Source organism: Iningainema tapete BLCC-T55 (assembly GCF_014698965.1).
In the GTDB taxonomy this organism is placed as follows: domain Bacteria; phylum Cyanobacteriota; class Cyanobacteriia; order Cyanobacteriales; family Nostocaceae; genus Iningainema; species Iningainema tapete.
This window is the reverse complement of record NZ_JACXAE010000118.1, coordinates 53,283-77,139: the sequence shown is the minus strand read 5'-3', so window position 1 is coordinate 77,139 and position 23,857 is coordinate 53,283. Positions and strand designations below refer to the sequence as shown.

The window sequence follows — 23,857 nt, the reverse complement described above, 5'->3', positions numbered from 1 at the left end:
TAGCTCCCTGTTGTGTTGGGGGGAAGATCAAGGGAACCAGGTAAAAGGTAAAAGGTAAGACCTGAGATTCTTTCCTTTTTCCTTTTTCCTTTTCTTAGGGCATCACTTATTTAGCAGCGATTTATGCTACAGGAGCTTGGGCAGCAGCCTGAGCCTGAGCAATTAGCTTTTCAGCTTCTTCGTCGCTTTCGAGGATACCGAATTCAATCAGTAGGGCTTCTAGCTCGTCCATCTCGATGGGTGTAGGAATGGTGAGCTTGTCGTTGTTAATGATCTTCTTGGCTAATGCGCGGTATTCGTTGCCTTGGTTGCTGTCAGGTGCGTACTCGTTAACAGTCATCCGGCGCAATTCTGCGTGCTGAACGATGTTGTCGCGAGGTACGAAGTGAATCATTTGGGTGTTTAACCGTTCTGCCAAGGTTTCGATCAGTTCGATTTCCCGGTCAACTTTACGGCTGTTACAAATTAAACCACCTAAGCGCACGCCACCAGTGTGAGCGTACTTGAGAATACCACGAGCGATGTTGTTAGCAGCGTACATCGCCATCATTTCACCAGAGGTAACGATGTAGATTTCTTGTGCTTTGCCTTCACGAATTGGCATGGCGAAACCACCGCACACAACGTCACCCAATACGTCGTAGGATACGAAATCTACATCTTGGTAAGCACCGTTTTCTTCCAAGAAGTTAATAGCGGTGATGATACCCCGACCTGCGCAACCTACACCAGGCTCTGGACCACCAGATTCTACGCAACGTACACCACGGAACCCGGTGAGCATTACTTCTTCGAGTTCTAAGTCTTCTACAGCACCACGTTCAGCTGCTAGGTGCAATACGGTGGTTTGAGCTTTGCTGTGCAGCATTAAGCGTGTGGAATCTGCTTTAGGGTCGCAACCTACAATCAAAATGCGCTGACCCATTTCTGCCATAGCAGCAAGAGTATTTTGGGAGGTGGTGGACTTACCGATACCGCCTTTTCCGTAAAATGCTATTTGTCTGATTTTTTCATCAACTGACATGATGATTTCTCCTGCAATTGGTTGGTTGGTGGGTTTAGTTGATCTAAGTCACGTCTGTAGCGTTACAACGGTGACCAGCTATAGAACGTCGCTGGAGGCGATCGCCCTACTACAACAACTATTTTTTGCATCATCTGTTTCCTCGTTAAAATTCTCTCGATTACTCTTTACAAATATGCTTTAATGTGCATCAACCTGAAACACCAAGTAGGACTGAATAATTCGTAATTGAAGGTAACGAGAAATAATTACGAATTAGTTCATCAGATCACTTGTTCAAAATCGAGCCTTTCAAAGTAGCGACGCGATCAACTGCAGCATTGATGTCATCTGACGACGCCCCACCCAAGGCTAGTGACTCACGAAAGTGTTTTACAATCGCCTCAAAGTGTGGCTCTTGTAAATTCATCCCCGTGTGTGTAACTTCCATTTGACGACCCGTGTATTGCTTTGGACCATCAAAAATCAGAGAGAAGAAAGCAGCTTGATGACGACGCTGCTTGTCCATATCTGTATGAGCGAAAAAGTGATTTAGGGTGCTGTCAGCCATTACCCGTTTGTAAAAATCATCGACTAATTGCTCAATACCCTGCTGTCCACCAAGTTTGTCGAATAATGTACTCATATCCTTGTCCTTTGAAGCGAGTTGGATATCGAACTGAATTATGGTCGTTTACGAGTCAAATCCTACTTGGTGTTTCAGGATGATGCATATTATCAGGCAGAGGGCACAAGGGAAGTGATTTGATCTGCCTTGATTGAACGGAGTGCTAGTTTAAAGCATTGGCTCAACTGCTTCAACTACCAAGTTTTTGCTGACGCGATCGCGCAATCTTGCTTCAATGGCAATCTTCAGAGTTGCAGTACTGCTAGAACACGAACCACAAGCACCTTGCAGTACAACTTTTATACGGTCGCCTTCTACATCATACAGTTCCACATCTCCCCCGTCAGCAATTAAAACGGGTCTAATTTCTTCATCTAGAACTTTCTGAATTAGTGCAATTTTTTGCACTGGTGTCAGTGGTTTTACTGGAGTAATTACAGCAGTAGTCTTGCTTGCGGCACTACCCACAACAGTGGCAGCTTCACGATGTACGGATGTGATAATGTCATCGATATTTGCTAAACAAGAGCCACAACCACCACCAGCCTTAACGTAGTTTGTTACCTCTTCAGCAGTAGAAAGATTGTTTTCTAGAATCACGCGGCGAATTTTCTTCTCGCTAATCCCGAAGCAGGTGCAAACCAAAGCGCCTTCATCATCATCGTCATGAGTTTGCAGAGGAATACCTCTATAATTAAATATAGCAGCTTCCAGTGCTTCTTGTCCCATCACCGAGCAATGCATTTTTGCTTCTGGCAGTCCACCGAGGTAGCCGGCAATTTCCTTATTGGTAACATTCAAAGCTTCATCCAAGGTTTTACCCTTAACTAACTCTACCAAAGCCTCAGAAGAAGCGATCGCACTTGTGCAGCCAAAAGTTTGAAAGCGTGCATCTAAGATCTGATCAGTATCTTCCTGAATTTTCAAGTGCAATCTCAGAGCATCTCCACAAGCAATACTACCTACTTCTCCAGTTGCTATTTTAGTTCCTGGTTCGCCGGTTTCTTCCAATACACCCTGATTCTTTGGATTGTAGAAAAGTTCTAATACTTTATCTGTATAGTCCCACATAATAGCAGATTTTGGATTTTAGATTTTAGATTTTAGATTGATTGCTGATGGTTAATGGTTAATTGCTAATTGTTATTAACCATTAACCATTAACCATTAACCATTAACGATGAGCGAGTGCTTGTTCTTGTTCTTGCAACCAGCCTGCTTCATCACTTTTGAAAGGCGAGAGGGCGCGTAGACGTTCTACAATACCGGGCATTACCGCGAGAACTTGATCGATTTCTGCTTCTGTAGTGTAACGGCAAAGACTGAAGCGAATCGAACCGTGTAAAATGGTGTAGGGTAAACCCATTGACCGTAAGACATGGGAAGGTTCTAGAGAACCAGAACTACAAGCAGAACCAGACGAAGCACAAATACCGTATTGATTCAATAATAAGAGAATTGCTTCACCTTCAATATATTTAAAGCCAATGTTAGTGGTATTTGGCAACCTCTGAGTTGGATGACCATTGACTTCACAATCAGGAATGGTCGAGATGATAGTTTTCTCTAGGCGATCACGCAACCGCTTTTCTCTAGTTGTCGCTTCTTCCAGATGAATTAATTCTAGCTCAGCTGCCTTGCCTAATGCAATCAATCCGGCAACATTTTCTGTTCCTCCCCGACGCCCGCGTTGTTGCCCTCCGCCAATCAACATTGGGCGGAATCTCACACCGCGTCGCACGTACAAAGCGCCAATTCCTTTTGGTGCATGAATCTTATGACCAGACATAGTTAACATATCTATAGTACTAGTCTTCATATTCAATGGGATTTTGCCCACAGCTTGCACCGCATCAACGTGGAACAATGCACCTCGTTCTTTCACCCGCAAGCCAATCTGTTCAATTGGGAACACTACACCAGTTTCGTTATTAGCATACATAATCGTCACTAGAGCAGTATTACCTGTGAGCGAGGCTTCTAGTTCATCTAAATCCAACTGCCCCTGACGATTCACACCCAGGTAAGTAACGCTGTACCCTTGGCTTTCCAACTGTTTGCAGACATTAAGTACTGCTGGGTGTTCTACTTGAGTAGTAATGATATGGCGCTTTTCTGGCTGTGCCAACAGTGCGGAGCGAATAGCAGCGTTATCACCTTCTGTACCACCACTGGTAAAAATCAATTCTGTTTCATCTGCACCTAAAAGAGATGCAACTTGTTCCCGCGCCACTTTCATGGATGAAGCAACTTGCCCACCAAAAGTATGCATACTGGAGGGGTTGCCATAATAATCAGTCAAGTAGGGCATCATCGCCTCTACAACTTGTGGATCTACCTTAGTAGTAGCATTATTGTCTAAATAAATGCAGTTGTTTTGCATCGCTTCCAATTTAAAGGGTTTTTCTCGTAATACGTCTGTATAAATTCCGTCCCGGTAGAGACGTTCCGGCGGAACGTCTCTACATAATCGATTAGGTGTGTACTGCACCCTGACGGCGAGATAATTGTTCGGAGAATTTCTGGGAATAAGATTCATACCATTTATCCCAGTAGTTTTGTTTTTTTGTTAACTTTGCAATTAAACGGTTGTAAGTGGTAAACCAACCTTCCCAATAATCTGCAGGCTGCTTCACACAACCGTTGGATGTAGGACAAACTGCTTTGCATTGAGCAACAGTGTACACACTACCAACGCAATTAGTACAAAGGTTAGGGTCAATCCAAACACGATCTTCAACTACTTTCACTGCACCTGTGGGACAAGCAGAAAGGCAAACGTTGCAAGAAATACACTCACTGGTTATCTTATAAGCCATCACTATCCTCCTGAATAACTTGGGAATTGTTAACTGTTGACTGTCAACAGTTAACAGTTAACAAATTCCAATTTCTTAATTCTCAGTTTCTAGTTGCTGCACGTATTGTGAGTAAAACTCACCAGCAACCTTCTCAATCACGTCATAAGCTTCAACAGTTTCGATGCCAGCTTTTTGCAGTGTTTCTTTGGGACATTCGCCAATCTTCGCTACTAACACTGCTTTGCAATCTGCGATCGCCTGGATAATATTTTCTAGAGTGGCTTTCTCGCCATATCCACCTTGGCAATACAGGTCAATTTTGCGATGACCAACAAAGGTAGCTCCCTTACCACTCACTTCGTAAATTTGGAATTCTTTGGCATGACCGAAGTGTTGATTTACCAATCCGCCACCCTTTGTTGCCACTGCAACTAGGATTGGATCGTGTTGCACAGACGCGGCATTTTGTGTTTCTACAACCTTTTCTTTGGCGGCTTTGATTTCTGCTTTAAACTTTTCAATGCCTGCGTGTACTTCCTGTCTTTTATCTATATCATATTCTGGCGTTATTGTCAAGAACTTATCTTTAGTAAATTCTTGGCTGCGATCTTCGCCTAGCAAGCCTACCGCATCTGCCCGACATTGACGGCAGTGACGCATCATTTTCATATTACCAGCGCAGTTGTCTTGAACTTCCTTGAGTTCTTTAGGTGTAGGACCGCGCTGACCGGTTAAGCCGAAGTGAGTGCCGTGTTCTGGAGCAGAAATCAACGGCATAATGTTGTGCAGGAAAGCACCTTTTTCACGAATAACCTTGTTAACCTCGCTCAGGTGGTGATCGTTAACACCCGGAATCATCACCGAGTTAACTTTGCACAAGATGTCAGCTTCCTTGAGGGCTTGCAAGCCTTCCATCTGCTTCTCGTGCAGAATCTTTACACCTTCAATACCTCTGTAGCGCTTGCGGTTATAGTGAACCCAAGGATAAATCTTTTCCCCGATTTCTGGGTCAATCATGTTAATAGTAATCGTCACATGATCGATATTCAATTGTTTAATGCGATCGACATATTCGGGAAGCATTAAACCGTTGGTTGACAAACAAAGCTTGATATCAGGTGCTTTGTCGGCAATTAACTCAAAAGTGCGGAAAGTTTTTTCAGGATTCGCCAGTGGATCGCCAGGACCTGCAATACCCAACACAGTCATTTGGGGAATCTTGCTTGCTACCACCAAAACTTTATGTGCTGCTTCTTCTGGAGTTAGCAACTCGCTAACCACTCCGGGGCGGCTTTCGTTAGCGCAGTCATATTTACGATTGCAATAGTTGCATTGAATGTTACAAGCAGGGGCAACTGCAACGTGCATCCTGGCGTAGTGGTGATGTGCATCTTCACTGTAGCAGGGATGGTTGGCAATGCGTTGTTTGAGTTTCTCGTCCATTTCTACAGTAGTGCTGCTACATCCGCAACCACTGGATTTTGCTGGGGCAGATTCGGTAACGAGAGGGTGAAGGAGTCCGGTAGACTGTGTCATTGAATTTCGCATTCTTTCGGTGGACTACTGGCTGGTTCAAAGTTAAAAGTAAGAAGTCAAGCATTCATAGAATTCTTTTGACTTGTTACTTTTACCTTTTACTTGTGTCTTTAACCCAAGAATGAAGTCGCGTCTAGTGCGCTGCCCGTTGGTTTTGAGTAAAGATGTTGTCGGCAACTTCTCTACAAAACAGGCATAAATCCTATTGTCTGCGTGCTGGTGTGTGTCAAATGCTGAAGACAGAGAATTTGCGCTCTTGGAGTCGCGACTTCGGTTCACAGGGGCATGGTGCTATCTCATCCCTCCACTCACTCACTGCGCTCTTTGTGTTAGCGCCTTGAGTGATTGGCGATATAAGTTTTATAACAGCCGTCCCAAGCAGAGGCAGCAAGTGTGTCCCGAATAAGATTTATTGAATTGATTATGCTTGTACTCAAATCTCCCAAACCACCATTTTCCCTGCGTTTAACAAATCGCAAAATTTTTTTCTGGGAGGGGGTACTAGTATTTTTCCACTGGGGTACGAGTATTTATAGAAATGGGGACAAGTATTTTTGTACTCAGCCCAAAGTCTACCTTGACAAGGATTTGAGCAAAATTTTAGCTTTTTTTAAGCTCCCCTCGCTTGTACTCAAAGGCTGATAAACGATCGCCCATAACTATACTCGCAGGGAGATTTGTAACCTGGAAATCCGGATTGTAGAGGCATACTGCGCCTCTACAAATCCAGAAAAATGCGAAATTCAATTCTGTATTCAAGATATCATTTTTTTGAGAGAAAAAATGCAATTTATCTTTTTTTTATTTTTCCCCCGGTTTTTGGTAGAGAGGCGATTAATCGCCTCTCTACAATCCCCCATCTGCCCACAGGCGTAAATTATCTGTCAAATAGTCATGCCCTAGCTTAATGACATCTTATCGCAGGTAAATGCAAAATTGCTAGTTAAACAACAAAATTATTTTGTGGCGTTGTTTTTTCGCGATCAACAAGATCCCCGACTTCTCGAAGAAGTCGGGGATCTGGAGCGTTGTTTATTAAATCAGAGAAAAGTTATGAAAGCAGTCGTAATCCGTCGTTATGGTTCCCCTCAGGAATTGCAGTACGAAGAGGTGGAGCAGCCGAAAATCAAGCCAGACGAATTACTCGTCAAGGTTCACGCTACTTGCGTCAATCCCGTAGATTGGAAAATCCGTCAGGGAATGTTGAGATTTATTACAGGCAACAAATTCCCGATGATTTTAGGGTTTGATTTATCAGGGGAAGTTGTAGAAGTTGGTTCTGCTGTAACAAACTTCAAACCACTAGACCAAATCTATGGCAGCCTTGGCGTTGGTAAAGGAGGATCTTATGCAGAATTTGCTGCTCTTCCATCCAAAAGTGCAGCCCTTAAACCGCAAAATATGACCTATGAAGAAGCAGCCTCTGTACCTGTAGCTGCCCTCACAGCACTACAAGCCCTACGCGACAAGGCGCACCTGAAGTCAGGACAAACGGTTTTGATTAATGGTGCTTCTGGAGGTGTAGGTACTTTTGCTGTGCAAATAGCCAAGGCTTTGGGAGCAGAAGTGACTGCCGTTTGTAGTACAAAAAATTGGGAATTAGTCAAATCTTTGGGAGCCACGCGCCACATTGACTATAAGCAACAAGACTTTACCCAAGACACGACAAAGTACGACATCATTTTGGATGCCGTTGGGAACCAATCATTTTCTCGCTGTCAGCAAGTCCTCAAACCCAACGGAGTTTACGTCACCACACTACCAAGTGCCGAAAACTTTGTGCCGTTTCTGTTCACAGCGTTGCTTCCCGGTAAAAAAGCCAAATTGATCGTCGAAAACCCCAATACTCTAGATTTGGCTTACCTCAAAGAGTTAATTGAGGCAGGCAAAATCCGCGCCGTGATTGATCGTACTTTTCCCTTACAAGAACTAGCCGCCGCTCATGCTTACAGCGAAAGCGAACGAACTGTGGGCAAAATCGCGATCGCTGTTACCGCATAACCCAATGGTAGATCCCCCCCTTATTAAGGGGGGGTGGGGGGATCAAATATCAGGACTTGTGTTTTCAACGATTCAGCCTTACAATATATAAAAGTAGCTGCATATACAAAATATCTAACTTTTAACGCTATTTGACTCATTCTGTGGGTGGATGAGTACATGTTAAGTTATGCGAAATTATCTTGCCCAAGTTGCAGCAAAGTCTTACAGGTAAAGGATTGTATCTAGAGTACAGAAATTCTTAGCCCTTGCCCCATAAACACTAGAACCCCCAGCATAAAAATACTAGCACCCCTACCCCAAGAAAAATTTTAAATTTCTATTAAGTCATGGGTTGAGGATGGTGAGTACAACCTTAATCAATCCAATAAATTCAATCGGCATAGAGTAAACTGCTGTTTTTGGAGTCACCTGATATAAGCAGAAAAATAACGCACGGATCTTTCAACTAGAGAGTACCGATGCAACAGACATTTCAGCAAAGTAGGAACTTTAACCATGTTGCAAAGTAGTTCTCATTGTAGCGATCATATATTGCACATTCCTGTCAGCGATCGCTGGCAAATCTACCAACGTTTACAAGAGTTGACGATTCAGTGCAAATGTCACAAAGATGGTTCTTTGCGGGTGCAAGTCAATAATTGTCTCACAGCAATTCTTGTCCGCAGTGCTGTAATGCAATTTACAGCACCTCGCCAAGAATTGGTATGTTGGTTAGAGAGATGTTGGCAGCTTTGATGTGTGTATAACATTCCTCACAGTAGGACAAACATTCGCGCTGCCTTACCGCTGCGCATTTACATTTAAAAAAGTAACATTCATATTAATATGGAAGTGCGTCCGAATGATAGAAAATTCATCAATTTTTTGCAAAACGAACTCGCACTTTCAATTAGAGATATTGCTGTAGCATTGCGAAAACGGAAATTAGATCACGATCCATTACCAATGCTTCTTTGGCAGTATGGCTTAGTTTCAATTGAGCAGCTAGAGCAGATTTTTGATTGGCTGGAAAACCAAGAATAAAAGGGCACTCCCACTCCCTCACTACTTAATTACAGAGGATATCACAATGATTTCAGCATTAATTGCCGGATTTAGCTTATTACTTTTTTCTGGACTTGCTAATACCTATATTAGCTACATGCTACTTGGAGAAATCTCAGATTCAAATCAAAAGAATGATTTGCCATTGAAATAATAACTGGTCTGTTACTATACAGATTGATGAATAATTATGAATTATGAATAAGAAATAATGAAGTGCATAATTCATAATTCATCACTTCCCTAGAGGTATTTTTACAATGCATGAAATTATTATTAATGACACCACACTGCGGGATGGAGAACAAGCAGCTGGAGTAGCCTTCAACTTACAAGAGAAAGTAGCGATCGCTTCTTTTCTCGACTTAATTGGCGTACATGAAATAGAAGTAGGTATTCCGGCGATGGGTAAGGAAGAAACATTCGCCATCGCCGCAATATCCAACTTAGGTTTGCAAGCCAAGCTACTAGGTTGGAACCGTGCTGTCATCTCAGATATTCAAGCTTCGATGGCTTGTGGTTTGGAGCGAATGCATATTTCTATCCCCGTATCGGGAATCCAAATCTCTGCCAAATTTCAAGGACAATGGCGGATTACTCTACAACAACTTAGAGATAGTATCAGCTTTGCAGTCGATCATGGTCTTTGGGTTGCGGTGGGAGGAGAAGATTCTTCCAGAGCAGATGAAAACTTTTTGTTAGACGTAGCACTTTACGCTCAAGAATGGGGTGCATCGCGGTTTCGCTTCTGTGATACAGTAGGAATTCTTGACCCCTTCGCCACTTTTGCACGAGTTAAGCGATTGGTAACTGCTTTAACAATTCCTGTAGAAATTCACACGCATAATGATTTTGGTTTAGCAACTGCTAACGCTTTGGCTGGAATTAGAGCCGGTGCAACATCGGTGAATACAACAGTCAACGGATTAGGCGAAAGAGCCGGAAATGCAGCTTTAGAAGAAGTTGTCATGTCTCTCAAGCGCATCTATGGCGTCAATTTAGGGATAGATACTCCACGTTTGCTAGAACTGTCGCGACTGGTAGCAGCTGCATCATGTTCGAGTGTACCACCTTGGAAGGCGATCGTTGGTGAAAATACCTTTGCCCACGAATCGGGTATTCATGCTCACGGTGTACTGCAAAATCCCTTCACCTACGAACCATTTTCACCTGAAGAAGTGGGTTGGCAGCGACGTTTAGTTGTAGGTAAACATTCTGGACGACATTTAGTGTCTAGTCTGTTAGAAGAACACGGTATCTTTCTCAATGCTCAAGAAACCCAGTCTGTTTTAGACGCAGTACGACAGCAGTCGATTGAGAAAAAACGCAGCTTGAGTATTGAAGAACTGTTGAACTTAGTACAAGAACAGAGGTACTACCATGCAATTGGATGAATTGGAGCTAGGGGAACCGCCTGCTTTTGAAATCGGTGATAAAGTCCAACTTCGTAAGCTAATTAAGAATGATGGCACTTTTCCAGGTCAAGAAGTCGGTGCAGTTTTAGCGAAAAAGGGAGATATTGGCTACGTCGTCAGTATAGGCACGTATTTACAATCGTCCTATATTTATGCCGTCCATTTCTTACAAACAGGGTTCATCGTCGGTTGTCGCAAAAAAGAACTAGAACTAGTTGAGGAAGCAAAATGAAAGTCATGCTACGTCAAAATGCCGCCGGAACCTTGGTTGTATATGTTGCAAAAAAAGATCTTGAGGAAGAAGTTGTTAAGGAAACAGAAGGTGCAGAGGGGAAAATTTTTACCTTAGCAAATGGTTGGGAGTTAGTGTTTCCTGATTTACCAGATCCTTTAGAATTACCCCAGACTGTAGAAGCAAAACGTCTTTCTTAAACTGCTTACTGGTTAGTAGTTAACAGTTAACAGTTAACAGTTAGCAGTTAACAACTAACAATATCAATCTAAAATACAGAATTTTATGAGTGATAAACATATATCATTATCAGAATTTGATGTTGAAGGAAAGTTACTTGGTTTTGTTGGTGATACACCTGGTAAATTTAAATACTTGCGTTTGGCGTTAGAGTCAAAAGAGTTGCAAATTAAAATTCCTAAAGAGTTGCGGCATTCTGTTTGTTTATCTTTAGTACCAGGCGATCAAATTCGTGTTTTCGGAATTAGTAAGTTAGACTCACACACAGGCGAAATTAAACTTAAGGCTTATGGGGTGTCACCAACTGGTAATTACCTACCCGAAGAAATGTCTACGGAAGAACAATCTTCAAAAGATCCTGTACGCAATGCTCCTAAAGCTAGGATTCTCGTGTGTCAAAAGTCTGGCTGCCGCAAGCGGGGTGGAACAAGTCTATTGTTAGAACTCGAAAGTGCTTTGCGTTCGCGCAATCTTCTAGAACAAGTGACGATTGAGTATACAGGCTGCCAAAAACGTTGTAGCAGCGCCCCCAACTATGTTTTACACTTAGGTAACAAACAATACACACGCATTCATCCAGAGGCGATCGCATCCCTGTTAGAAGAACACTTGAGTTAACCTGAAATCGATTGTTATAGAAGACAATTACACCAAATCTGTATTTAACGCCACAGCATGGAATGCTGTGGCTATAAGAACTAAGGGACTTGCGCGTAAATAAAATACCGATCAGCAAGGAACTACAGTAACATCCCATTTGGGCAAATCAACAGAGCGTAGCCAGAAGTGTTTTAACATTTCTAATTCTTCAGAGCCAACAGTAACACCTTTTTCATAACTACCCTCAAATAATTTGACTACTGGAGAAACACCGTTCCAAGTCATATTACTAGCCCAAGCAATAGCAGCTTCAATGGAGTTTAAAATACCTCCGTTCCAATAGTTTTCTAAAACTGCCCAACACCTTTCGTCGGGATTATATTTACTGTGGTAAGGAGGATAGTAAATCAGTTTGATTTTTAATTGGGTTGTTTGAGAGAACTCAACCATCCGTTTGATAAATTGAGTACGGTCACTTCTCACAGCAGAACCATTATCAAGATTAATTACTAACTCTTCTAATCCGCGATAAAGTGATTTATTTTCTGACCACCAAGTTGATAAACAATCTACTACGAAATCACTGGTTTCTGCGGACTGACCAAAATAAATTGATAATCGATCACTTTGCACATCTAAAATTCCAAGTGGAACTAACACTGCTGACCATTCAGTATCGTGGTCGTCAGCCTTTCTTGCCTCTATAGTACGGTCGTAACCATCTCTAGACAAATTCCCAATCTTAACTTTAGCTTTTGAATCAATTGATATTCTCAATGATTTAGGATTATTATCTGAAGAGCTATTAGCAGCTTTCACTTTACAAATATTGCATCTGTCTCTGGGATTTTTTTGATTGGTTTTGTTTTGACAGTTTTTTTAAAATATATCCCATTCTATTCAAAATTTCTCCGATGGTTTGGCGGCTTGGCAGTTGATTTTCTTCATATCCTTTTCGGGATATTAATTCTGACATCACCGCCCTAGCACTAATACGTGCATAACGAAAAGTTGTTTGGAACTTTGGGTCGGCTTGTGATTTTGAATCGACTAAACTCTGGATATCTGCTTCTAGATTTGGTAGCAAAAATTCGGTTTTCTTCCTCCCTCTGGCTTGGTAATTATCTATACAGATTATCCCGGTTTCTTTCTCCTTCAGCCCCAAAGTTATTGCTTGACGATTCCATCCTAAATAAGTTTCCGTTTTACGTGCTGAAGCGTCAAAATAGTCTAAAGTCACCTCTGCCATAAAAGCTCTTTTCTTTGGCCCGGTCAATTTTGTGGCTGCATCCTTAAGAGTTTGTTTGATTTTTTCACTTAACATGACTTGCTTTGATGACTCTGTTCAATTATTTCGACCCACTCCGGGTTGTTAGTTTTTTAGCTTACCTGGTATCTTATTTGTTTGCAAGTCCCTAAGCCCGCCTGCGCGGGCTACATCCTCGTTCCCAGTCTCCCCTCGTTCCCCTCGTTCCCAGTCTCCGACTGGGAATGCATTGCTTAAGGCTCCGCCTCGACTCAACTTGTGTTAAGTTGACAGTCAACCATGTGTCAACTTGACAATTAGTTCATATATGAAGCGCGTACTAATTCTAGGTGGAACGGGTGATGCCTCTCAACTAGCAGCACTAGCCGCAAATCTTCCAGGGATTGAGGTGAAGGTATCCCTAGCAGGGCGCACACGTCAACCAAAAGATGTATCAGGGGATGTACGGATTGGAGGATTTGGAGGAGTATCCGGTTTAACTGCATATTTGCGTGATGAGGCAATTGATTTGCTGATTGACGCTACCCATCCGTTTGCCGCACAAATCTCCTTTAATGCAGCGGCAGCGGCGACTGAATTGGGTATACCACGACTCATGGTAGTTCGACCACAATGGCAACCAGTTGCGGGAGACAATTGGATAGAAGTAGATAATACTGAAGCAGCAGCCGCAGTTTTGCCCAGTATAGCAAAGCAAGTTTTCCTCACTGTTGGTAGGCAAGAACTTGGTGCTTTTGCTCACCTTGAGAATATTTGGTTTTTGATGCGGATGATCGATCCTCCATCACCAGATGCTTTAGTACCCAAAGGAATGCTGTTATACGACAAAGGACCATTTGAGCTTGTTGCAGAGCGATCGCTAGTCCAACAATATAATATAGATACCGTCGTCAGCAAAAACAGTGGTGGTGATGCCACTTATGCTAAAATTATCGCTGCACGGGAATTAGGTATAAAAGTAGTCATGGTTAAACGTCCCACAATGCCAGCAGGAGAGCAAGTCGCAGATGTGGAGAATGCTTTAAAATGGATGAGCGATTGATAGAGAAATCGGGTCATTCCAGTTTAAGAATGCTGTGGCTTTTCAGAAGAAAATGGCTAAGAATCGTATAGAACAGAGAAGGAAGCTATACTTCAAGCTCAGTTCACAAATCGCTCAGTTGGATAATGCGCAATTGCGTTCTCTGTTTGACAAGAGTGAGTCGAGTGAATCGAACACGGGTTCGGGGATGAATCACACCATCGTCCTTGGGCAATCCAAGGTTTTTGTGAAACGCCTTCCGGTTACGAACATCGAATATGACAACTTGTTCTCCACCAAAAACCTCTATGACTTGCCGACTTACTGTAATTACAACTTAGGTTCTACTGGTTTTGGGGTTTTCCGTGAACTCGTGACTTATATCAAGACTACCAACTGGGTATTGGAGGAAGCTCGCGCCACCTTCCCACTAATGTACCATTATCGGATTATTCCGTTCTCTGGGCAGCGGGCGGATGTGAATCAGGAGCATGTAAAAAGTTATGTGGAGTGCTGGGGCAATAGTGTGAACGCCGGCAATTATCTGTTAGATAGAGCGAACGCCAAATATGAGTTGGTTCTGTTCTTAGAGTATATACCGCATGTTCTGGAAACATGGCTGCGGGAAAACCCTAACAAACTTGAGAAAACCCTGGATGACTTACGCATGACGATTGACTTTTTGAGGACGAAGGGAATCATTCACTTCGACGCGCATTTTCGCAACGTCGTCACTGACGGCGAGCAGATATATTTGACCGATTTTGGTTTGGTACTTGACAAGAGTTTTGCCTTGACTCTAGATGAAGAGTCTTTCTTTGAGCAGAACACATTTTACGACTACGGAGAAGTCCTGCGGAATCTTGGACACCTGATTCAACCATCCTATTATTCATGTTCGGAAAACGATCAACGCATGATAATGGAAAAATATGGCATAAAAGAAGGGTTACAACCTTATGAAGTGCGAGCCATATTACTCGACAACATCAAACAGATACATGCTGACGGGGTGATGAAGTTAGATGATTTCTATGTTGCCAGCATCGTTAAATATCGCAGCATAATTGCGCTGATGCAAGATTTCTTTTCTGATATGTGGGGAAATAACTTGAAGGACACGAAACTCGATCACGCAAAACTACAGCTGCTGCTCAAAGAAACGGCGTTTATTCCTGGTGCTAAATAGATTACTACTTGAGCAGGCAATGAACTTACTTCATGTTCCTCGTTACCATGCTCTGTCTGGTACGAGGAACTGTGCGGGCGGCTGCCTCAGAGCGTTGTTAAGCTTAGATTAAGAATTATTGAGCAGCTAGTTCTTTGGTATGTTCTATGGTGGTTAAGACGTACCCGAAGTTAGGTAAGCGATTGGCAAAGATTTTGCCCATGCCTGGTGCTGTTGCCAGTGTCCAGTCCTTCTGCAATTCGGCTGCAACTGCAATAGTATTGACACATTTAACTCCAGCTTGACTCATGCGGGCGATCGCCGCATTTTGAGTTGTCTGATTCCATGTTCCCGAAGCATCGATTACTGCGTACACGTCATAACCTGCTCCCACGGCAGAAATGGCTGGAAACGCCAGACACACATCTGTTGTTACACCTGCCATAATCAACTTGGGTCGGTTTGTCTGCTCTACTGCTGTAACAAAGTTAGGATCGTTCCAGGCATTGATAATCACGCGATCGATTTGCGGCACATTTGGTAGGCTCTCGATTAATTCAGGAAAAAGAGGACCGTTTGCACCATTGGGATTGCTGGTAGTTAGCAGTGTTGGCAAGTTAAACAGCTTCGCAACCTCAGCTAGATAAAGGGCGTTGTTTTTGAGATTAACTGGATCAATGTCAGTGATGCCAAAAGATAAGGTTCCAACTTGGTGATCGATCAGCAGCATGGCTGCGTTTTGTGGTGTTAGTTGTTCGTAAAACCGCGCAGTAGCAGAATTTTCAACTGTCATTGTTTTTATTCCTTAAGATCGCCAGAAATCTTCATATCTAGTTTTGGCGTCTACCTACGTTTTAACCAGGTACGATTAACAAGATAAGGCAGAACTTAATTTTGAGAAAATCCTATAGATCGTTTGGGTGGGCGCTTAGTGCCACACACCACAATAAACAACAGACGTGCAAAACTCACATACTCCCCATCGAGGTGGCGCGATCGCCCAATTTCTCTAGTTTAAGTTCTTGCTTAATGTGTCAATCTTCCCTTGCAACAGATAGTTATAAGATGAGATACTAGCTTGACGACGAATATTTAACTAGTAATGACAACTGCACCAACGATAGAATCAATCAGTGTTTTAACATTCGGAGCGAATAACATTTTATTCGTCGGTGATTCCTACAGTGGTAAGGTCTTTGCATTCGAGCTAGAAGATGAAAAGCCAGCAAGCGAATCCCTAACATACAACATTTACGGACTCGATCAAAGAATCGCCAGTTTCTTAGGCGTATCCGTAGACCTAGTTACTGTAAACGATCTGGCAGTGCATCCCCTCACGCATGAAGCCTACATTGGTGTAACTCGCGGTCATGGTAAACAAGCAATTCCAATTATCTTGGTTGTGAACCAAGCAGGCAAGATTCGCAACATTGAATGGGATAGCCTCAAGTACTCCCACATCGCCCTCAATCACCAGCCAGATCGCATTACCTTCTGGCACAAAGTTCCAGCACAAAGTTTGACAATTACTGACATTGAATACGCTGATGGAGAGATTTATGTTGCAGGATTGTCAAATGGGAATTTCGCATCTACGTTGTATCGGATTCCTTATCCATTTAAAGATGATATTAAAGCCAGTAGCGTAGAAATCTATCACGCTGTACACAACCAAAATGAAACTAGAGCGCCAATTCGTACACTTTCAGTGGTGGATTTAAATGGAAAACTTCATGTGCTTGCCGCATACACCTGCACACCACTAGTGACAATTCCGGTCGATCAACTACTTGATGGTGCGCACGTTAAGGGAAAGACCATTGGTGAGTTAGGATATGGTAATACTCCTATCGATATGGTTAGGTTTAGCGCTCCGGGATCGGATGGTGTTGAAGATTATGTCTTGATTAGCAATAAAGCAAGAAGCGGTATGATGCTCAAGCTGAAGGATATTATGGAAAGCAATGCTGGAGTTGGTTTGAGTACACCAGTTCAACTTCCGCATCAAGTTACTGCAGGTGTCGCTGTTTCGTCCGTTCCTTTGGCTGGAGTGATGCATATTGACAATCAAGATGAGCAGTTCTTTTTGACGATTCGACGCGACTTGGATATGGGTAGGCTCGATCTACTCTCGTTGAGAAAGGGCTTTTATTTCCGGCTCAGCGATTTTATTAATGAGTACGATTTTCCTGACTATGCGTATCCTGATAATGCCTTTCAGCAGAACTACGTGCGCAACGCTCATCAGATCCTCAAAACAGATGAAGGTTATCAAGACCTGATCAAATAAGATATGGATGTGTCTTCTACCAAAACACAGCTTGTGAGAGTCTATCCTTCGTGCGATCGTCTCCCTGAGAATCTACTGCGGTTTCACTTCTACTTTTCTAACGCGATGCGACGGGGTAGCGCCTTACAACACATCCATCTGTTCAACTCCCAAAATCAAGAAGTTTTTGATGTGTTTCTTGATACAGTAGAAGAACTGTGGGACCCCACAACAACCCGTCTCACTTTGCTATTTCATCCAGGAAGAGTCAAAAAAGGGCTTAGCGCCTATATAAAGATGGGAAGGGCATTATTAGTGGGCGAAACTTACAATTTGGTTGTCGATCAAGACTGGCTAGATGCCCAAGGACAACCTTTGCAATCCAACTTTTCCAAGCAGTTCACTGTAGTCGATGAGTATATTGAAATACTTGATATTAATACTTGGAAAGTAGTTTCACCGAAGGCTAACACTCAAGAACCAGTGTTTATAGAATTTCCTCAACCTCTAGATTGTGTATCATTAATCACGTTTATTTACGTTGAAGATGATAGACGTAACTGGATAGAAGGAGAGGTTGATCTGCTCAACTATGACAAAACATGGAGCTTTACTCCAATGCATCCTTGGACTCAAGGATGTTACACTTTAGTTGTGAATACTCGATTAGAAGACTTAGCAGGTAACAATTTGAACGAACCATTTGATAGAGTGGTGGGCAAACAACCACATGGTGTTCACCATCGCTTGATCGATCTGGGGTTTGTGATATTATAGAGTAACAAGACCGCGTTTGATGGCAACAAGAACGGCTTGCGTGCGATCGCTCACCCCTAATTTACTGAAAATGTTGGTGATGTGAAACTTGATTGTACCTTCGCTAATGCCAAGAACAGTAGCAATATCTGAGTTGTTTTTGCCCTGCGCTATATGTTGCAAGACTTCAAGTTCGCGATCGCTTAATTTAGGGCTACTCAACCTTGTTGCCAGCTTTGCTCCCACCTCTGGGGGAATGTAATTTTTTCCAGCATGAACTTGGCGGATAGCATCTAACAAAACATTCATTTTAGCATCTTTAAGTAGGTAGCCCGACGCTCCTGCTTGTAGTCCGCGAAAAATGTCTTCATCGGTGTCGTAGGTAGTTAAGATGATGACGCGGGCATGAGGAAATTCTTGTCGAATGGCGATAATCGCATCAACTCCATTCATTTCCGGCATACGCAAATCCATGAGAACCACATCGGGTTGATGCTGGTGGAATAACTCAATCGCTTGTGTGCCGTTTTCGGCTTCGGCGACTGCACTCATTCCTTCGCCAAAATCAATCATCCGAGCTAAACCGCTACGAACAACGGGATGATCGTCAGCAATGAGAACGCGGATAGAGTCTTGAGTCATAATTATCTTATCGGCACATGAACTAAAATCTCTGTTCCTTCCCCTGGATGGCTTGTAATAGTTAATTGCCCACCAATGCGATCGACTCGTTCGGACATGCTAATTAACCCAAAGCCATTGGTGTTTGTCGCGAGCGAAAAGCCACAACCGTTGTCGCGTACACACAGGTAAATACAGGCAGATTCGTAGGTGAGTTCAATCCAGAGAGTGGTTGCTTGAGCATGTTTGAGAGCGTTGGTGATGGCTTCTTGTGCAATACGTAACAGGTTTTTGCCGATGAAGGGTAGAAGGGGATAGGGATTGCCGTGTATTTTGACTTCAGTATGAATAGCTGTACCTTTAGTCATTTGAGCAACGCTGTCGGAGAGTGTTTGCGCCAAATCGGCATACTCATTGGTAGCTGGATAAAGTGTCCAAACCGAACGTCGTGCCTCATCCAATCCTGTTTGCGCTAATTCGCCAATGCGATTCAGAATTTGTTCAGCTTCTGCTGGATTTTGATGAACCAGAAATTTGGCAAGTTCTAGTTGAATTGAGATGCCAGTGAAGGTTTGGGCGAGAGTGTCGTGGATTTCGCTTGCTAATCTGTTACGTTCTTCTAACAGCGCTGCCTGTTTTGCTTCCTCTGCCAGTCGAGTTAACTGAATTGCGAGAGTAGCTTGCTGAGCGAGTGCTTGAGCTAGCTCGATCGCTTCTGGTTGCCAATAGTTAGATTTAGTGTTGTGAATCCCAAAAGTGCCGACAATTTCCTCATTAAAGAGCAAAGGTACAACCAAAAGAGATTTTACACCTTCTGCACTCATCCAATTACGAGTTTTTTCGTGTAAATTCTTAGCTAAATCGGTGACGATCACAGGACGACGTGTATGTATTAATTGCTGCCAAGCTGCCCAATTCTGCACTGATAAAGTTAGAGTCTCTCCCTCACCAATCCAAGGGAATGGTTTACGCTGTACTTTTCCATCATAGCAGGTCATGTGTAAAGAATTACAAAGAGTTGCCGCATCGTAGAGCCATAGCGTGGACGCTCTTTCACGAAGTTGCTCGGTACAAGTGATGAGGACTTGCTCTAGGAATTTGTCTAACTCTGGCTGGGTGGCAAGCAGGTTTAAGGTATGCCCAAGTGCTGCCTGCTGCCCTTGAGCGACTAGCTCTGCCTCTTTACCTTGGCTGATATCCTGGATGATGCCGATGAAACACGATGGCTTGCCTAAGTCGTCTCGACACAGGGAAACCGTCAGGTGAACCCAGATTAGAGAGCCGTCTTTGCGGATGTAGCGCTTCTGGGTTTGGTACTGAGTGATCGCACCCTCTCTTAGTTGATGAGTGGCTTCAAGATCTGTTGATAGCGTATCTGGATGAGTAATATCACCAAAGCTCATTTGTAGCATTTCTGACTTAGTATAACCAGTGATATCACAAAAACGTTGGTTTACCTGGAGCCACTGCCCCTCCAAATTGGCAAGTACCATACCAACGGCTGCCTGCTCAAACATGGTACGGAACCGCTGTTCGCTTGAGCGCACCAACTCCAAGAGCCGACGCATCGCGACTTCTGCTTGTAGCAATTGATTCGCCTTTTCTAGAAGAGCGGCACGTTCTTGCTCGGCGGGATTGTTAGTTGACTCGTTTTGAATCATTGGCACAAGCTAATTGAAAGTCGATCAAGCTAACCCTGACTTTAGTCTAGGTTTTAACTAGCCCTAGCTCTGATTTTAAAACATAGCCACAACTTAGTGACATTAATCAACACAATCTGGAGATAATACTCCATGAGTGACCAAATCAATCAATTTTAGTCAAGTAAAAAGGAAAAAAGTGGAAATTTCTCTCTTGCTCCCTTAAATATTGAGGTTTCGCCTATGCCAAGCTCACTCCCTATCTCGCTCGATCTGTATCGCAGATCAACTCACAATTCGGCAGTAGCTCGAAAAGAATGTTCGTCCCAAAAGACTCGTAGACGAGGTATTGTGTTGACCGAACAGGGATTTTCCAAGCTTAGCCAAGCTCAGGTGTTGTGCAATGAAGTTGGCGATCGCTATTCTTACGAGTACCTAAGCGAATTGACTCAGCTAGATCCCCGCACCATCTGCCGCATCATTGGTTGTGAGGTTGGTGTCGATAGACGGACTCTAAAAACTTTCTTTAATTCCTTTAATTTGGAATTGGAATCAGTGGATTATACCATACCAAAGCCAGAAAAAAAAGTCAAGGCGCAAAGGGAACTGGAAGCCGTCTCCCCTTTACCTCAAGAAGAACTGGCACAACTTAAACAGCGGATTACCTCTGATTGCTGTCGTTTAGTCAAGTTGTTGAAACTTGATGAAGCAGGGGAAGTTACTTTGTCGATGAAATTTTTACCTCAAGCGTCACTGCGACTGGAGTTACATTTGAGCTAACTAGATTTTTTTGTCTCACGCATAGACGCGGAGCGGCTTCCCGTAGGGTAGGCGCAAAGGCGCAAAGAAGAACGCTAAATATTTAGTTTAAGTTTCAGGGTATGGGAGTTGATTATGGTTGATATTGAACAAAGCGATTCTAGTGCAGAGCCTCTGGAGGCGGGAACTATTAGTCAAGTAATTGAATTGGTTTTAACTGAGAACAAACAAGTTCTAGAAAAAGTTAACTACTCTGTAGTTGCTCAACTTGGACAGATAATTACCAATGCACAAAGAATTTTTGTCGCAGGAGAAGGGCGCAGTGGCTTAGTAATTCGTATGGTAGCGATGCGGTTGATGCATTTGGGCAGTCAAGTTTATGTGGTAGGTGAAACAATTACTCCAGCGATTAGACAAGGTGATTTACTTATTGATTGTTCTGGCTCGGGTAGCACCGAGCATGTTTGGGAGATTGCCCAGAAAGCGAAAGAAATTGGTGCTTACGTTGTTAGTGTCACAACTCAAGTAGACTCACCTTTAGCTCATCTTGCCGAGCTTGTGATTGAGATTGACGCAGCAGCAAAGCAAGATCGCAGTAATCAACACTCTAAACAGTTTGCAGGTTCCCTGTTTGAACAGTCTACGCTACTGCTGTTTGATGCTTTATTCCATGTTTTATCCCAGAATTTGAACAAAAACGCCGATACCCTGTGGGCTTTGCATACAAATCTGGAATAAATATGTTTTCACTTACACGATGAGGTATTTCAATGAAGTTACAAGTTTCTATAGATCTTTTATCACTTGAGCAAGCAATGAACTTACTTCAAGACGTTGCAGCCTACGTGGATGTAATTGAAGCTGGAACTCCCTTAATTAAGCAAGAGGGGTTAAAAGTGGTGGAAACCTTTAAAAAATTCTTCCCCGATAAGCTAATTTTTGCTGACATGAAAACTATGGATGCAGGAGAATTGGAAGCAGAAATGGCATTCAAGGCAAACGCAGATTTCACTACTGTGTTAGCCGTATCTAACGACGCCACGATTGAAGGGGCTGTGGCTGCGGCTCGCAAATACAACAAGTATGTTACGGCTGATATGATTGGCGTACATGACCGAGTCAAACGTGCGGTTGAATTAGAGAAGTTGGGTGTAAATTACCTAGAATTGCACACTGGGTTGGATGAACAAGCACACGGCGGTGTATCTAGGTTGGATGAACTTCAGACGCTTCGAGGAATGGTGAAAATTCCGCTATCCGCAGCAGGTGGTATTAAAGAAGACACTATTCAACAGGTGGAAGCAGCAGGCGCACAGATCGCAGCTGTTGGTGCTGCTATCTACGCGGCTAAATCTCCAAAAGAAGCTGCCCGTCGTATACGAGAAAAAATTACCTCTAGCTGATTTTCAGTCGCTCTACAAAAAATCTTACCAAAACAAATTAGTGCGCGATCGCCCTAATAGTCCAAAGATGAAGGCGAGCGCGCATTAATGCCAATCAAGGGCTTTGATCGGCGGAAGAAAAATCGTTCGGCAATTGAACAAAATATACTTTTTTAACTTACAATAGAATCGTCCAAGATTTTAAACTCCCCTTACAACTGGGCTGCAAGGCTATTCCAGGTTGGCTCTCTTGATGGATTACAAAGACATGGTACTGGAACTGATTGAGCGATCGCACCCAGACTACGATCGCGAAATGGCTGATGCACTCAATACAGCCCTGACTGATTTGGAACACCGTTCTGCAATTACCGCCGACGAGATTGATGACTGGATCGCAAACATTTTCGACAATGCAAGATGCGCTTGCAACTCTTGCAGAGGAAGTAAATTTTCCCATTGATGACGAGGAGAATAGTAGCTCCGTATAGAAAATCAAAGATAATGATAAGAACCGGGATTTCTGGAGATTAAGGATGCCCTGATGTTACACAGCAGTATCAATTTAATTAATCCGCAGACAGGACAGCGTTTTCCATCTGCCCCAGATAGTTCGGTTATTCTTTCTAGTTCTCAAGCAGGATGGCGTCAGAACTTAACCCTAGAAGTACACCGACTCCAGCCGATGGAACTTCCAGAACACTACATTGAAGGGCATCGACTGATTATAAATTTAGGTGGAGCCGTGCGTTTTGGCTGGCGTAGTGGGGGACAAACCCATGAAGCCATTCTTCCACCAGGTGGGATTTGTCTTCAGTCTGATGGTGAAACTAACGCTCCTTTCTGGCAAGATGAACTAACAGTAGCAGCCATTGCCCTAACGCCGGATTTCATTACCAGCATTCTCGAAGATCTTACTCCAACTGCCATTGATACCTTTGCTGAACGTCGTTGTATAATAGATGAATTGACATACAACTATGCCAGAGCGCTATCCTTCGAGTTAGCGTCGCCTGGGGAACCCTTGTATGCAGAAACCTTATCTGTTGCCTTCACGTTACATTTGTTAAGTAACCATAGCCGCAAAGTCAAAAAGCCTTTAAGTCCAAAAGGGAAACTCTCCTCAATACAACTCAAAGAAGTCATTGAATATACAAGAACACAACTTGGTGCAGAGTTAAGCCTCAATCAACTTGCAGGTGTTGCCCAAGTTTCTGAATTTTATTTTTCCCGCTTATTCAAGAACACCACAGGTATGGCACCACATCAGTTTATCCTGAACTTGCGGTTGGAACGAGCAAAAAAATTGATACTAACACGTCAGATGTCCCTTTCTGAAGTGGCAGTCTTCTGTGGTTTTTTCGACCAGTCACACTTTAGCAATGTCTTTAAACGCGCCTTTGGCATGACTCCACGTGCTTTTGCTCAGACACTTTAAAAATTGAGCAAGAATTTCCAAGTTTTTCTCGGC

At 43.2% G+C, this 23,857-nt stretch carries 29 protein-coding genes; 18 read left to right on the top strand and 11 right to left on the bottom strand.

Annotation, left to right across the window (positions count from 1 at the left end; genetic code table 11):
- Window positions 1–121: 121 nt before the first annotated feature.
- Window positions 122–1,024, bottom strand: a complete 903-nt coding sequence (gene nifH, locus ICL16_RS38625) for a nitrogenase iron protein (RefSeq protein ID WP_190836867.1) — start codon at window positions 1,022–1,024, stop codon at window positions 122–124.
- Between nifH and ICL16_RS38620 the strand changes: the two genes are divergently transcribed.
- Window positions 1,023–1,208, top strand: coding sequence for a hypothetical protein (locus ICL16_RS38620; RefSeq protein WP_190836866.1), 186 nt, complete (start codon window positions 1,023–1,025; stop codon window positions 1,206–1,208). The genes nifH and ICL16_RS38620 overlap by 2 nt on opposite strands.
- A gap of 84 nt (window positions 1,209–1,292) precedes the next feature.
- Here ICL16_RS38620 and ICL16_RS38615 read toward each other — a convergent pair whose 3' ends face one another.
- The 5 genes from ICL16_RS38615 to nifB all read right to left on the bottom strand — a co-directional run bounded on the left by ICL16_RS38615 (window position 1,293) and on the right by nifB (window position 5,968).
- Window positions 1,293–1,649, bottom strand: a complete 357-nt coding sequence (locus ICL16_RS38615) for a group I truncated hemoglobin (RefSeq protein ID WP_190836865.1) — start codon at window positions 1,647–1,649, stop codon at window positions 1,293–1,295.
- A 150-nt stretch (window positions 1,650–1,799) separates the two neighbouring features.
- Complete coding sequence (nifU, locus tag ICL16_RS38610; RefSeq protein WP_190836864.1) at window positions 1,800–2,702, bottom strand: Fe-S cluster assembly protein NifU; 903 nt, start codon at window positions 2,700–2,702, stop codon at window positions 1,800–1,802.
- Window positions 2,703–2,805: 103 nt separating this feature from the next.
- On the bottom strand, window positions 2,806–4,014 hold the full coding sequence (gene nifS / locus ICL16_RS38605; RefSeq protein WP_190837167.1) for a cysteine desulfurase NifS: 1,209 nt from the start codon (window positions 4,012–4,014) through the stop codon (window positions 2,806–2,808).
- A gap of 91 nt (window positions 4,015–4,105) precedes the next feature.
- On the bottom strand, window positions 4,106–4,450 hold the full coding sequence (locus ICL16_RS38600) for a 4Fe-4S binding protein (RefSeq protein WP_190836863.1): 345 nt from the start codon (window positions 4,448–4,450) through the stop codon (window positions 4,106–4,108).
- A 75-nt stretch (window positions 4,451–4,525) separates the two neighbouring features.
- Window positions 4,526–5,968: a nitrogenase cofactor biosynthesis protein NifB gene (gene nifB, locus ICL16_RS38595; RefSeq protein ID WP_190836862.1), complete on the bottom strand. Its 1,443-nt coding sequence runs from the start codon at window positions 5,966–5,968 to the stop codon at window positions 4,526–4,528.
- A 1,053-nt stretch (window positions 5,969–7,021) separates the two neighbouring features.
- On the opposite strand from nifB, the gene ICL16_RS38590 reads away from it, so the two are divergent.
- The 8 genes from ICL16_RS38590 (at window position 7,022) to ICL16_RS38560 (ending at window position 11,521) form a co-directional block, all read left to right on the top strand.
- Window positions 7,022–7,969: an NAD(P)-dependent alcohol dehydrogenase gene (locus ICL16_RS38590; protein ID WP_190837165.1), complete on the top strand. Its 948-nt coding sequence runs from the start codon at window positions 7,022–7,024 to the stop codon at window positions 7,967–7,969.
- Window positions 7,970–8,467: 498 nt separating this feature from the next.
- Window positions 8,468–8,707 carry an Asr1405/Asl0597 family protein gene (locus ICL16_RS38585; protein WP_190836861.1) on the top strand — a complete coding sequence of 80 codons (240 nt, stop codon included), beginning with the start codon at window positions 8,468–8,470 and terminating at the stop codon, window positions 8,705–8,707.
- Between the two features lie 90 nt (window positions 8,708–8,797).
- Window positions 8,798–8,995 (top strand): DUF2949 domain-containing protein, encoded by a 198-nt coding sequence (locus ICL16_RS38580; protein ID WP_190836860.1) that lies wholly within the window; start codon window positions 8,798–8,800, stop codon window positions 8,993–8,995.
- Between the two features lie 46 nt (window positions 8,996–9,041).
- Window positions 9,042–9,170 carry a hypothetical protein gene (locus ICL16_RS47070; protein ID WP_273039911.1) on the top strand — a complete coding sequence of 43 codons (129 nt, stop codon included), beginning with the start codon at window positions 9,042–9,044 and terminating at the stop codon, window positions 9,168–9,170.
- A 106-nt stretch (window positions 9,171–9,276) separates the two neighbouring features.
- Window positions 9,277–10,410, top strand: coding sequence for a homocitrate synthase (gene nifV, locus ICL16_RS38575; RefSeq protein ID WP_190836859.1), 1,134 nt, complete (start codon window positions 9,277–9,279; stop codon window positions 10,408–10,410).
- Window positions 10,397–10,663, top strand: coding sequence for a nitrogen fixation protein NifZ (locus ICL16_RS38570; protein WP_190836858.1), 267 nt, complete (start codon window positions 10,397–10,399; stop codon window positions 10,661–10,663). The genes nifV and ICL16_RS38570 overlap by 14 nt, the downstream gene beginning before the upstream one ends.
- The gene (gene nifT / locus ICL16_RS38565) at window positions 10,660–10,863 is read left to right on the top strand and encodes a putative nitrogen fixation protein NifT (protein ID WP_190836857.1); all 204 of its coding nucleotides are present in this window, start codon (window positions 10,660–10,662) and stop codon (window positions 10,861–10,863) included. Before ICL16_RS38570 ends, nifT begins: the two co-directional genes overlap by 4 nt.
- Before the next feature lie 85 nt (window positions 10,864–10,948).
- Entirely contained in the window at window positions 10,949–11,521 is a 573-nt protein-coding gene (locus ICL16_RS38560) for a (2Fe-2S) ferredoxin domain-containing protein (protein ID WP_190836856.1), read from the top strand.
- 111 nt (window positions 11,522–11,632) lie between these two features.
- Here the strand turns inward: ICL16_RS38560 and ICL16_RS47065 are convergent, their stop codons facing one another.
- Window positions 11,633–12,322, bottom strand: coding sequence for an ISAzo13-like element transposase-related protein (locus tag ICL16_RS47065; protein ID WP_337907203.1), 690 nt, complete (start codon window positions 12,320–12,322; stop codon window positions 11,633–11,635).
- 1 nt (window position 12,323) lies between these two features.
- Window positions 12,324–12,827, bottom strand: a complete 504-nt coding sequence (locus ICL16_RS47060) for an ISAzo13-like element transposase-related protein (RefSeq protein ID WP_190836855.1) — start codon at window positions 12,825–12,827, stop codon at window positions 12,324–12,326.
- Window positions 12,828–13,077: 250 nt separating this feature from the next.
- Here ICL16_RS47060 and ICL16_RS38545 point away from each other — a divergent pair, with 250 nt between their 5' ends.
- Together ICL16_RS38545 and ICL16_RS38540 are read left to right on the top strand one after the other, a co-directional pair.
- Window positions 13,078–13,812 (top strand): cobalt-precorrin-6A reductase, encoded by a 735-nt coding sequence (locus ICL16_RS38545; protein ID WP_190836854.1) that lies wholly within the window; start codon window positions 13,078–13,080, stop codon window positions 13,810–13,812.
- A gap of 52 nt (window positions 13,813–13,864) precedes the next feature.
- A complete protein-coding gene (locus tag ICL16_RS38540; RefSeq protein WP_190836853.1) occupies window positions 13,865–14,980 on the top strand; it encodes a BUD32 family EKC/KEOPS complex subunit in 1,116 nt (371 codons plus the stop codon).
- Window positions 14,981–15,095: 115 nt separating this feature from the next.
- Here ICL16_RS38540 and ICL16_RS38535 read toward each other — a convergent pair whose 3' ends face one another.
- Window positions 15,096–15,752 carry an isochorismatase family protein gene (locus ICL16_RS38535; RefSeq protein ID WP_190836852.1) on the bottom strand — a complete coding sequence of 219 codons (657 nt, stop codon included), beginning with the start codon at window positions 15,750–15,752 and terminating at the stop codon, window positions 15,096–15,098.
- A gap of 309 nt (window positions 15,753–16,061) precedes the next feature.
- Here ICL16_RS38535 and ICL16_RS38530 point away from each other — a divergent pair, with 309 nt between their 5' ends.
- A complete protein-coding gene (locus ICL16_RS38530; RefSeq protein WP_190836851.1) occupies window positions 16,062–17,249 on the top strand; it encodes a hypothetical protein in 1,188 nt (395 codons plus the stop codon).
- A 9-nt stretch (window positions 17,250–17,258) separates the two neighbouring features.
- Entirely contained in the window at window positions 17,259–18,005 is a 747-nt protein-coding gene (locus ICL16_RS38525; protein WP_190836850.1) for an Ig-like domain-containing protein, read from the top strand.
- Here ICL16_RS38525 and ICL16_RS38520 read toward each other — a convergent pair.
- Entirely contained in the window at window positions 18,000–18,626 is a 627-nt protein-coding gene (locus tag ICL16_RS38520; RefSeq protein ID WP_190836849.1) for a response regulator, read from the bottom strand. The genes ICL16_RS38525 and ICL16_RS38520 overlap by 6 nt on opposite strands.
- Before the next feature lie 2 nt (window positions 18,627–18,628).
- Complete coding sequence (locus ICL16_RS38515) at window positions 18,629–20,266, bottom strand: GAF domain-containing sensor histidine kinase (RefSeq protein ID WP_190836848.1); 1,638 nt, start codon at window positions 20,264–20,266, stop codon at window positions 18,629–18,631.
- 222 nt (window positions 20,267–20,488) lie between these two features.
- On the opposite strand from ICL16_RS38515, the gene ICL16_RS38510 reads away from it, so the two are divergent.
- The 5 genes from ICL16_RS38510 to ICL16_RS38490 all read left to right on the top strand — a co-directional run bounded on the left by ICL16_RS38510 (window position 20,489) and on the right by ICL16_RS38490 (window position 23,824).
- Window positions 20,489–21,025, top strand: coding sequence for a hypothetical protein (locus ICL16_RS38510; RefSeq protein ID WP_190836847.1), 537 nt, complete (start codon window positions 20,489–20,491; stop codon window positions 21,023–21,025).
- A gap of 114 nt (window positions 21,026–21,139) precedes the next feature.
- Window positions 21,140–21,742, top strand: coding sequence for a 6-phospho-3-hexuloisomerase (hxlB, locus tag ICL16_RS38505; RefSeq protein ID WP_190836846.1), 603 nt, complete (start codon window positions 21,140–21,142; stop codon window positions 21,740–21,742).
- 32 nt (window positions 21,743–21,774) lie between these two features.
- A complete protein-coding gene (gene hxlA / locus ICL16_RS38500) occupies window positions 21,775–22,407 on the top strand; it encodes a 3-hexulose-6-phosphate synthase (protein ID WP_190836845.1) in 633 nt (210 codons plus the stop codon).
- Window positions 22,408–22,639: 232 nt separating this feature from the next.
- Window positions 22,640–22,849: a hypothetical protein gene (locus ICL16_RS38495; RefSeq protein WP_190836844.1), complete on the top strand. Its 210-nt coding sequence runs from the start codon at window positions 22,640–22,642 to the stop codon at window positions 22,847–22,849.
- 81 nt (window positions 22,850–22,930) lie between these two features.
- Entirely contained in the window at window positions 22,931–23,824 is an 894-nt protein-coding gene (locus tag ICL16_RS38490; protein ID WP_190836843.1) for a helix-turn-helix transcriptional regulator, read from the top strand.
- Window positions 23,825–23,857: the final 33 nt, after the last annotated feature.

Coding starts and splice junctions, on each gene's coding strand:
- ICL16_RS38620 (WP_190836866.1), top strand. CDS start 1,023: ATGATGATTTCTCCTGCAATTGGTTGGTTGGTGGGTTTAGTTGATCTA.
- nifH (WP_190836867.1), bottom strand. CDS start 1,024: ATGTCAGTTGATGAAAAAATCAGACAAATAGCATTTTACGGAAAAGGC.
- ICL16_RS38615 (WP_190836865.1), bottom strand. CDS start 1,649: ATGAGTACATTATTCGACAAACTTGGTGGACAGCAGGGTATTGAGCAA.
- nifU (WP_190836864.1), bottom strand. CDS start 2,702: ATGTGGGACTATACAGATAAAGTATTAGAACTTTTCTACAATCCAAAG.
- nifS (WP_190837167.1), bottom strand. CDS start 4,014: ATGCAAAACAACTGCATTTATTTAGACAATAATGCTACTACTAAGGTA.
- ICL16_RS38600 (WP_190836863.1), bottom strand. CDS start 4,450: ATGGCTTATAAGATAACCAGTGAGTGTATTTCTTGCAACGTTTGCCTT.
- nifB (WP_190836862.1), bottom strand. CDS start 5,968: ATGACACAGTCTACCGGACTCCTTCACCCTCTCGTTACCGAATCTGCC.
- ICL16_RS38590 (WP_190837165.1), top strand. CDS start 7,022: ATGAAAGCAGTCGTAATCCGTCGTTATGGTTCCCCTCAGGAATTGCAG.
- ICL16_RS38585 (WP_190836861.1), top strand. CDS start 8,468: ATGTTGCAAAGTAGTTCTCATTGTAGCGATCATATATTGCACATTCCT.
- ICL16_RS38580 (WP_190836860.1), top strand. CDS start 8,798: ATGGAAGTGCGTCCGAATGATAGAAAATTCATCAATTTTTTGCAAAAC.
- ICL16_RS47070 (WP_273039911.1), top strand. CDS start 9,042: ATGATTTCAGCATTAATTGCCGGATTTAGCTTATTACTTTTTTCTGGA.
- nifV (WP_190836859.1), top strand. CDS start 9,277: ATGCATGAAATTATTATTAATGACACCACACTGCGGGATGGAGAACAA.
- ICL16_RS38570 (WP_190836858.1), top strand. CDS start 10,397: ATGCAATTGGATGAATTGGAGCTAGGGGAACCGCCTGCTTTTGAAATC.
- nifT (WP_190836857.1), top strand. CDS start 10,660: ATGAAAGTCATGCTACGTCAAAATGCCGCCGGAACCTTGGTTGTATAT.
- ICL16_RS38560 (WP_190836856.1), top strand. CDS start 10,949: ATGAGTGATAAACATATATCATTATCAGAATTTGATGTTGAAGGAAAG.
- ICL16_RS47060 (WP_190836855.1), bottom strand. CDS start 12,827: ATGTTAAGTGAAAAAATCAAACAAACTCTTAAGGATGCAGCCACAAAA.
- ICL16_RS38545 (WP_190836854.1), top strand. CDS start 13,078: ATGAAGCGCGTACTAATTCTAGGTGGAACGGGTGATGCCTCTCAACTA.
- ICL16_RS38540 (WP_190836853.1), top strand. CDS start 13,865: ATGGCTAAGAATCGTATAGAACAGAGAAGGAAGCTATACTTCAAGCTC.
- ICL16_RS38535 (WP_190836852.1), bottom strand. CDS start 15,752: ATGACAGTTGAAAATTCTGCTACTGCGCGGTTTTACGAACAACTAACA.
- ICL16_RS38530 (WP_190836851.1), top strand. CDS start 16,062: ATGACAACTGCACCAACGATAGAATCAATCAGTGTTTTAACATTCGGA.
- ICL16_RS38520 (WP_190836849.1), bottom strand. CDS start 18,626: ATGACTCAAGACTCTATCCGCGTTCTCATTGCTGACGATCATCCCGTT.
- ICL16_RS38515 (WP_190836848.1), bottom strand. CDS start 20,266: ATGATTCAAAACGAGTCAACTAACAATCCCGCCGAGCAAGAACGTGCC.
- ICL16_RS38510 (WP_190836847.1), top strand. CDS start 20,489: ATGCCAAGCTCACTCCCTATCTCGCTCGATCTGTATCGCAGATCAACT.
- hxlB (WP_190836846.1), top strand. CDS start 21,140: ATGGTTGATATTGAACAAAGCGATTCTAGTGCAGAGCCTCTGGAGGCG.
- hxlA (WP_190836845.1), top strand. CDS start 21,775: ATGAAGTTACAAGTTTCTATAGATCTTTTATCACTTGAGCAAGCAATG.
- ICL16_RS38495 (WP_190836844.1), top strand. CDS start 22,640: ATGGATTACAAAGACATGGTACTGGAACTGATTGAGCGATCGCACCCA.
- ICL16_RS38490 (WP_190836843.1), top strand. CDS start 22,931: ATGTTACACAGCAGTATCAATTTAATTAATCCGCAGACAGGACAGCGT.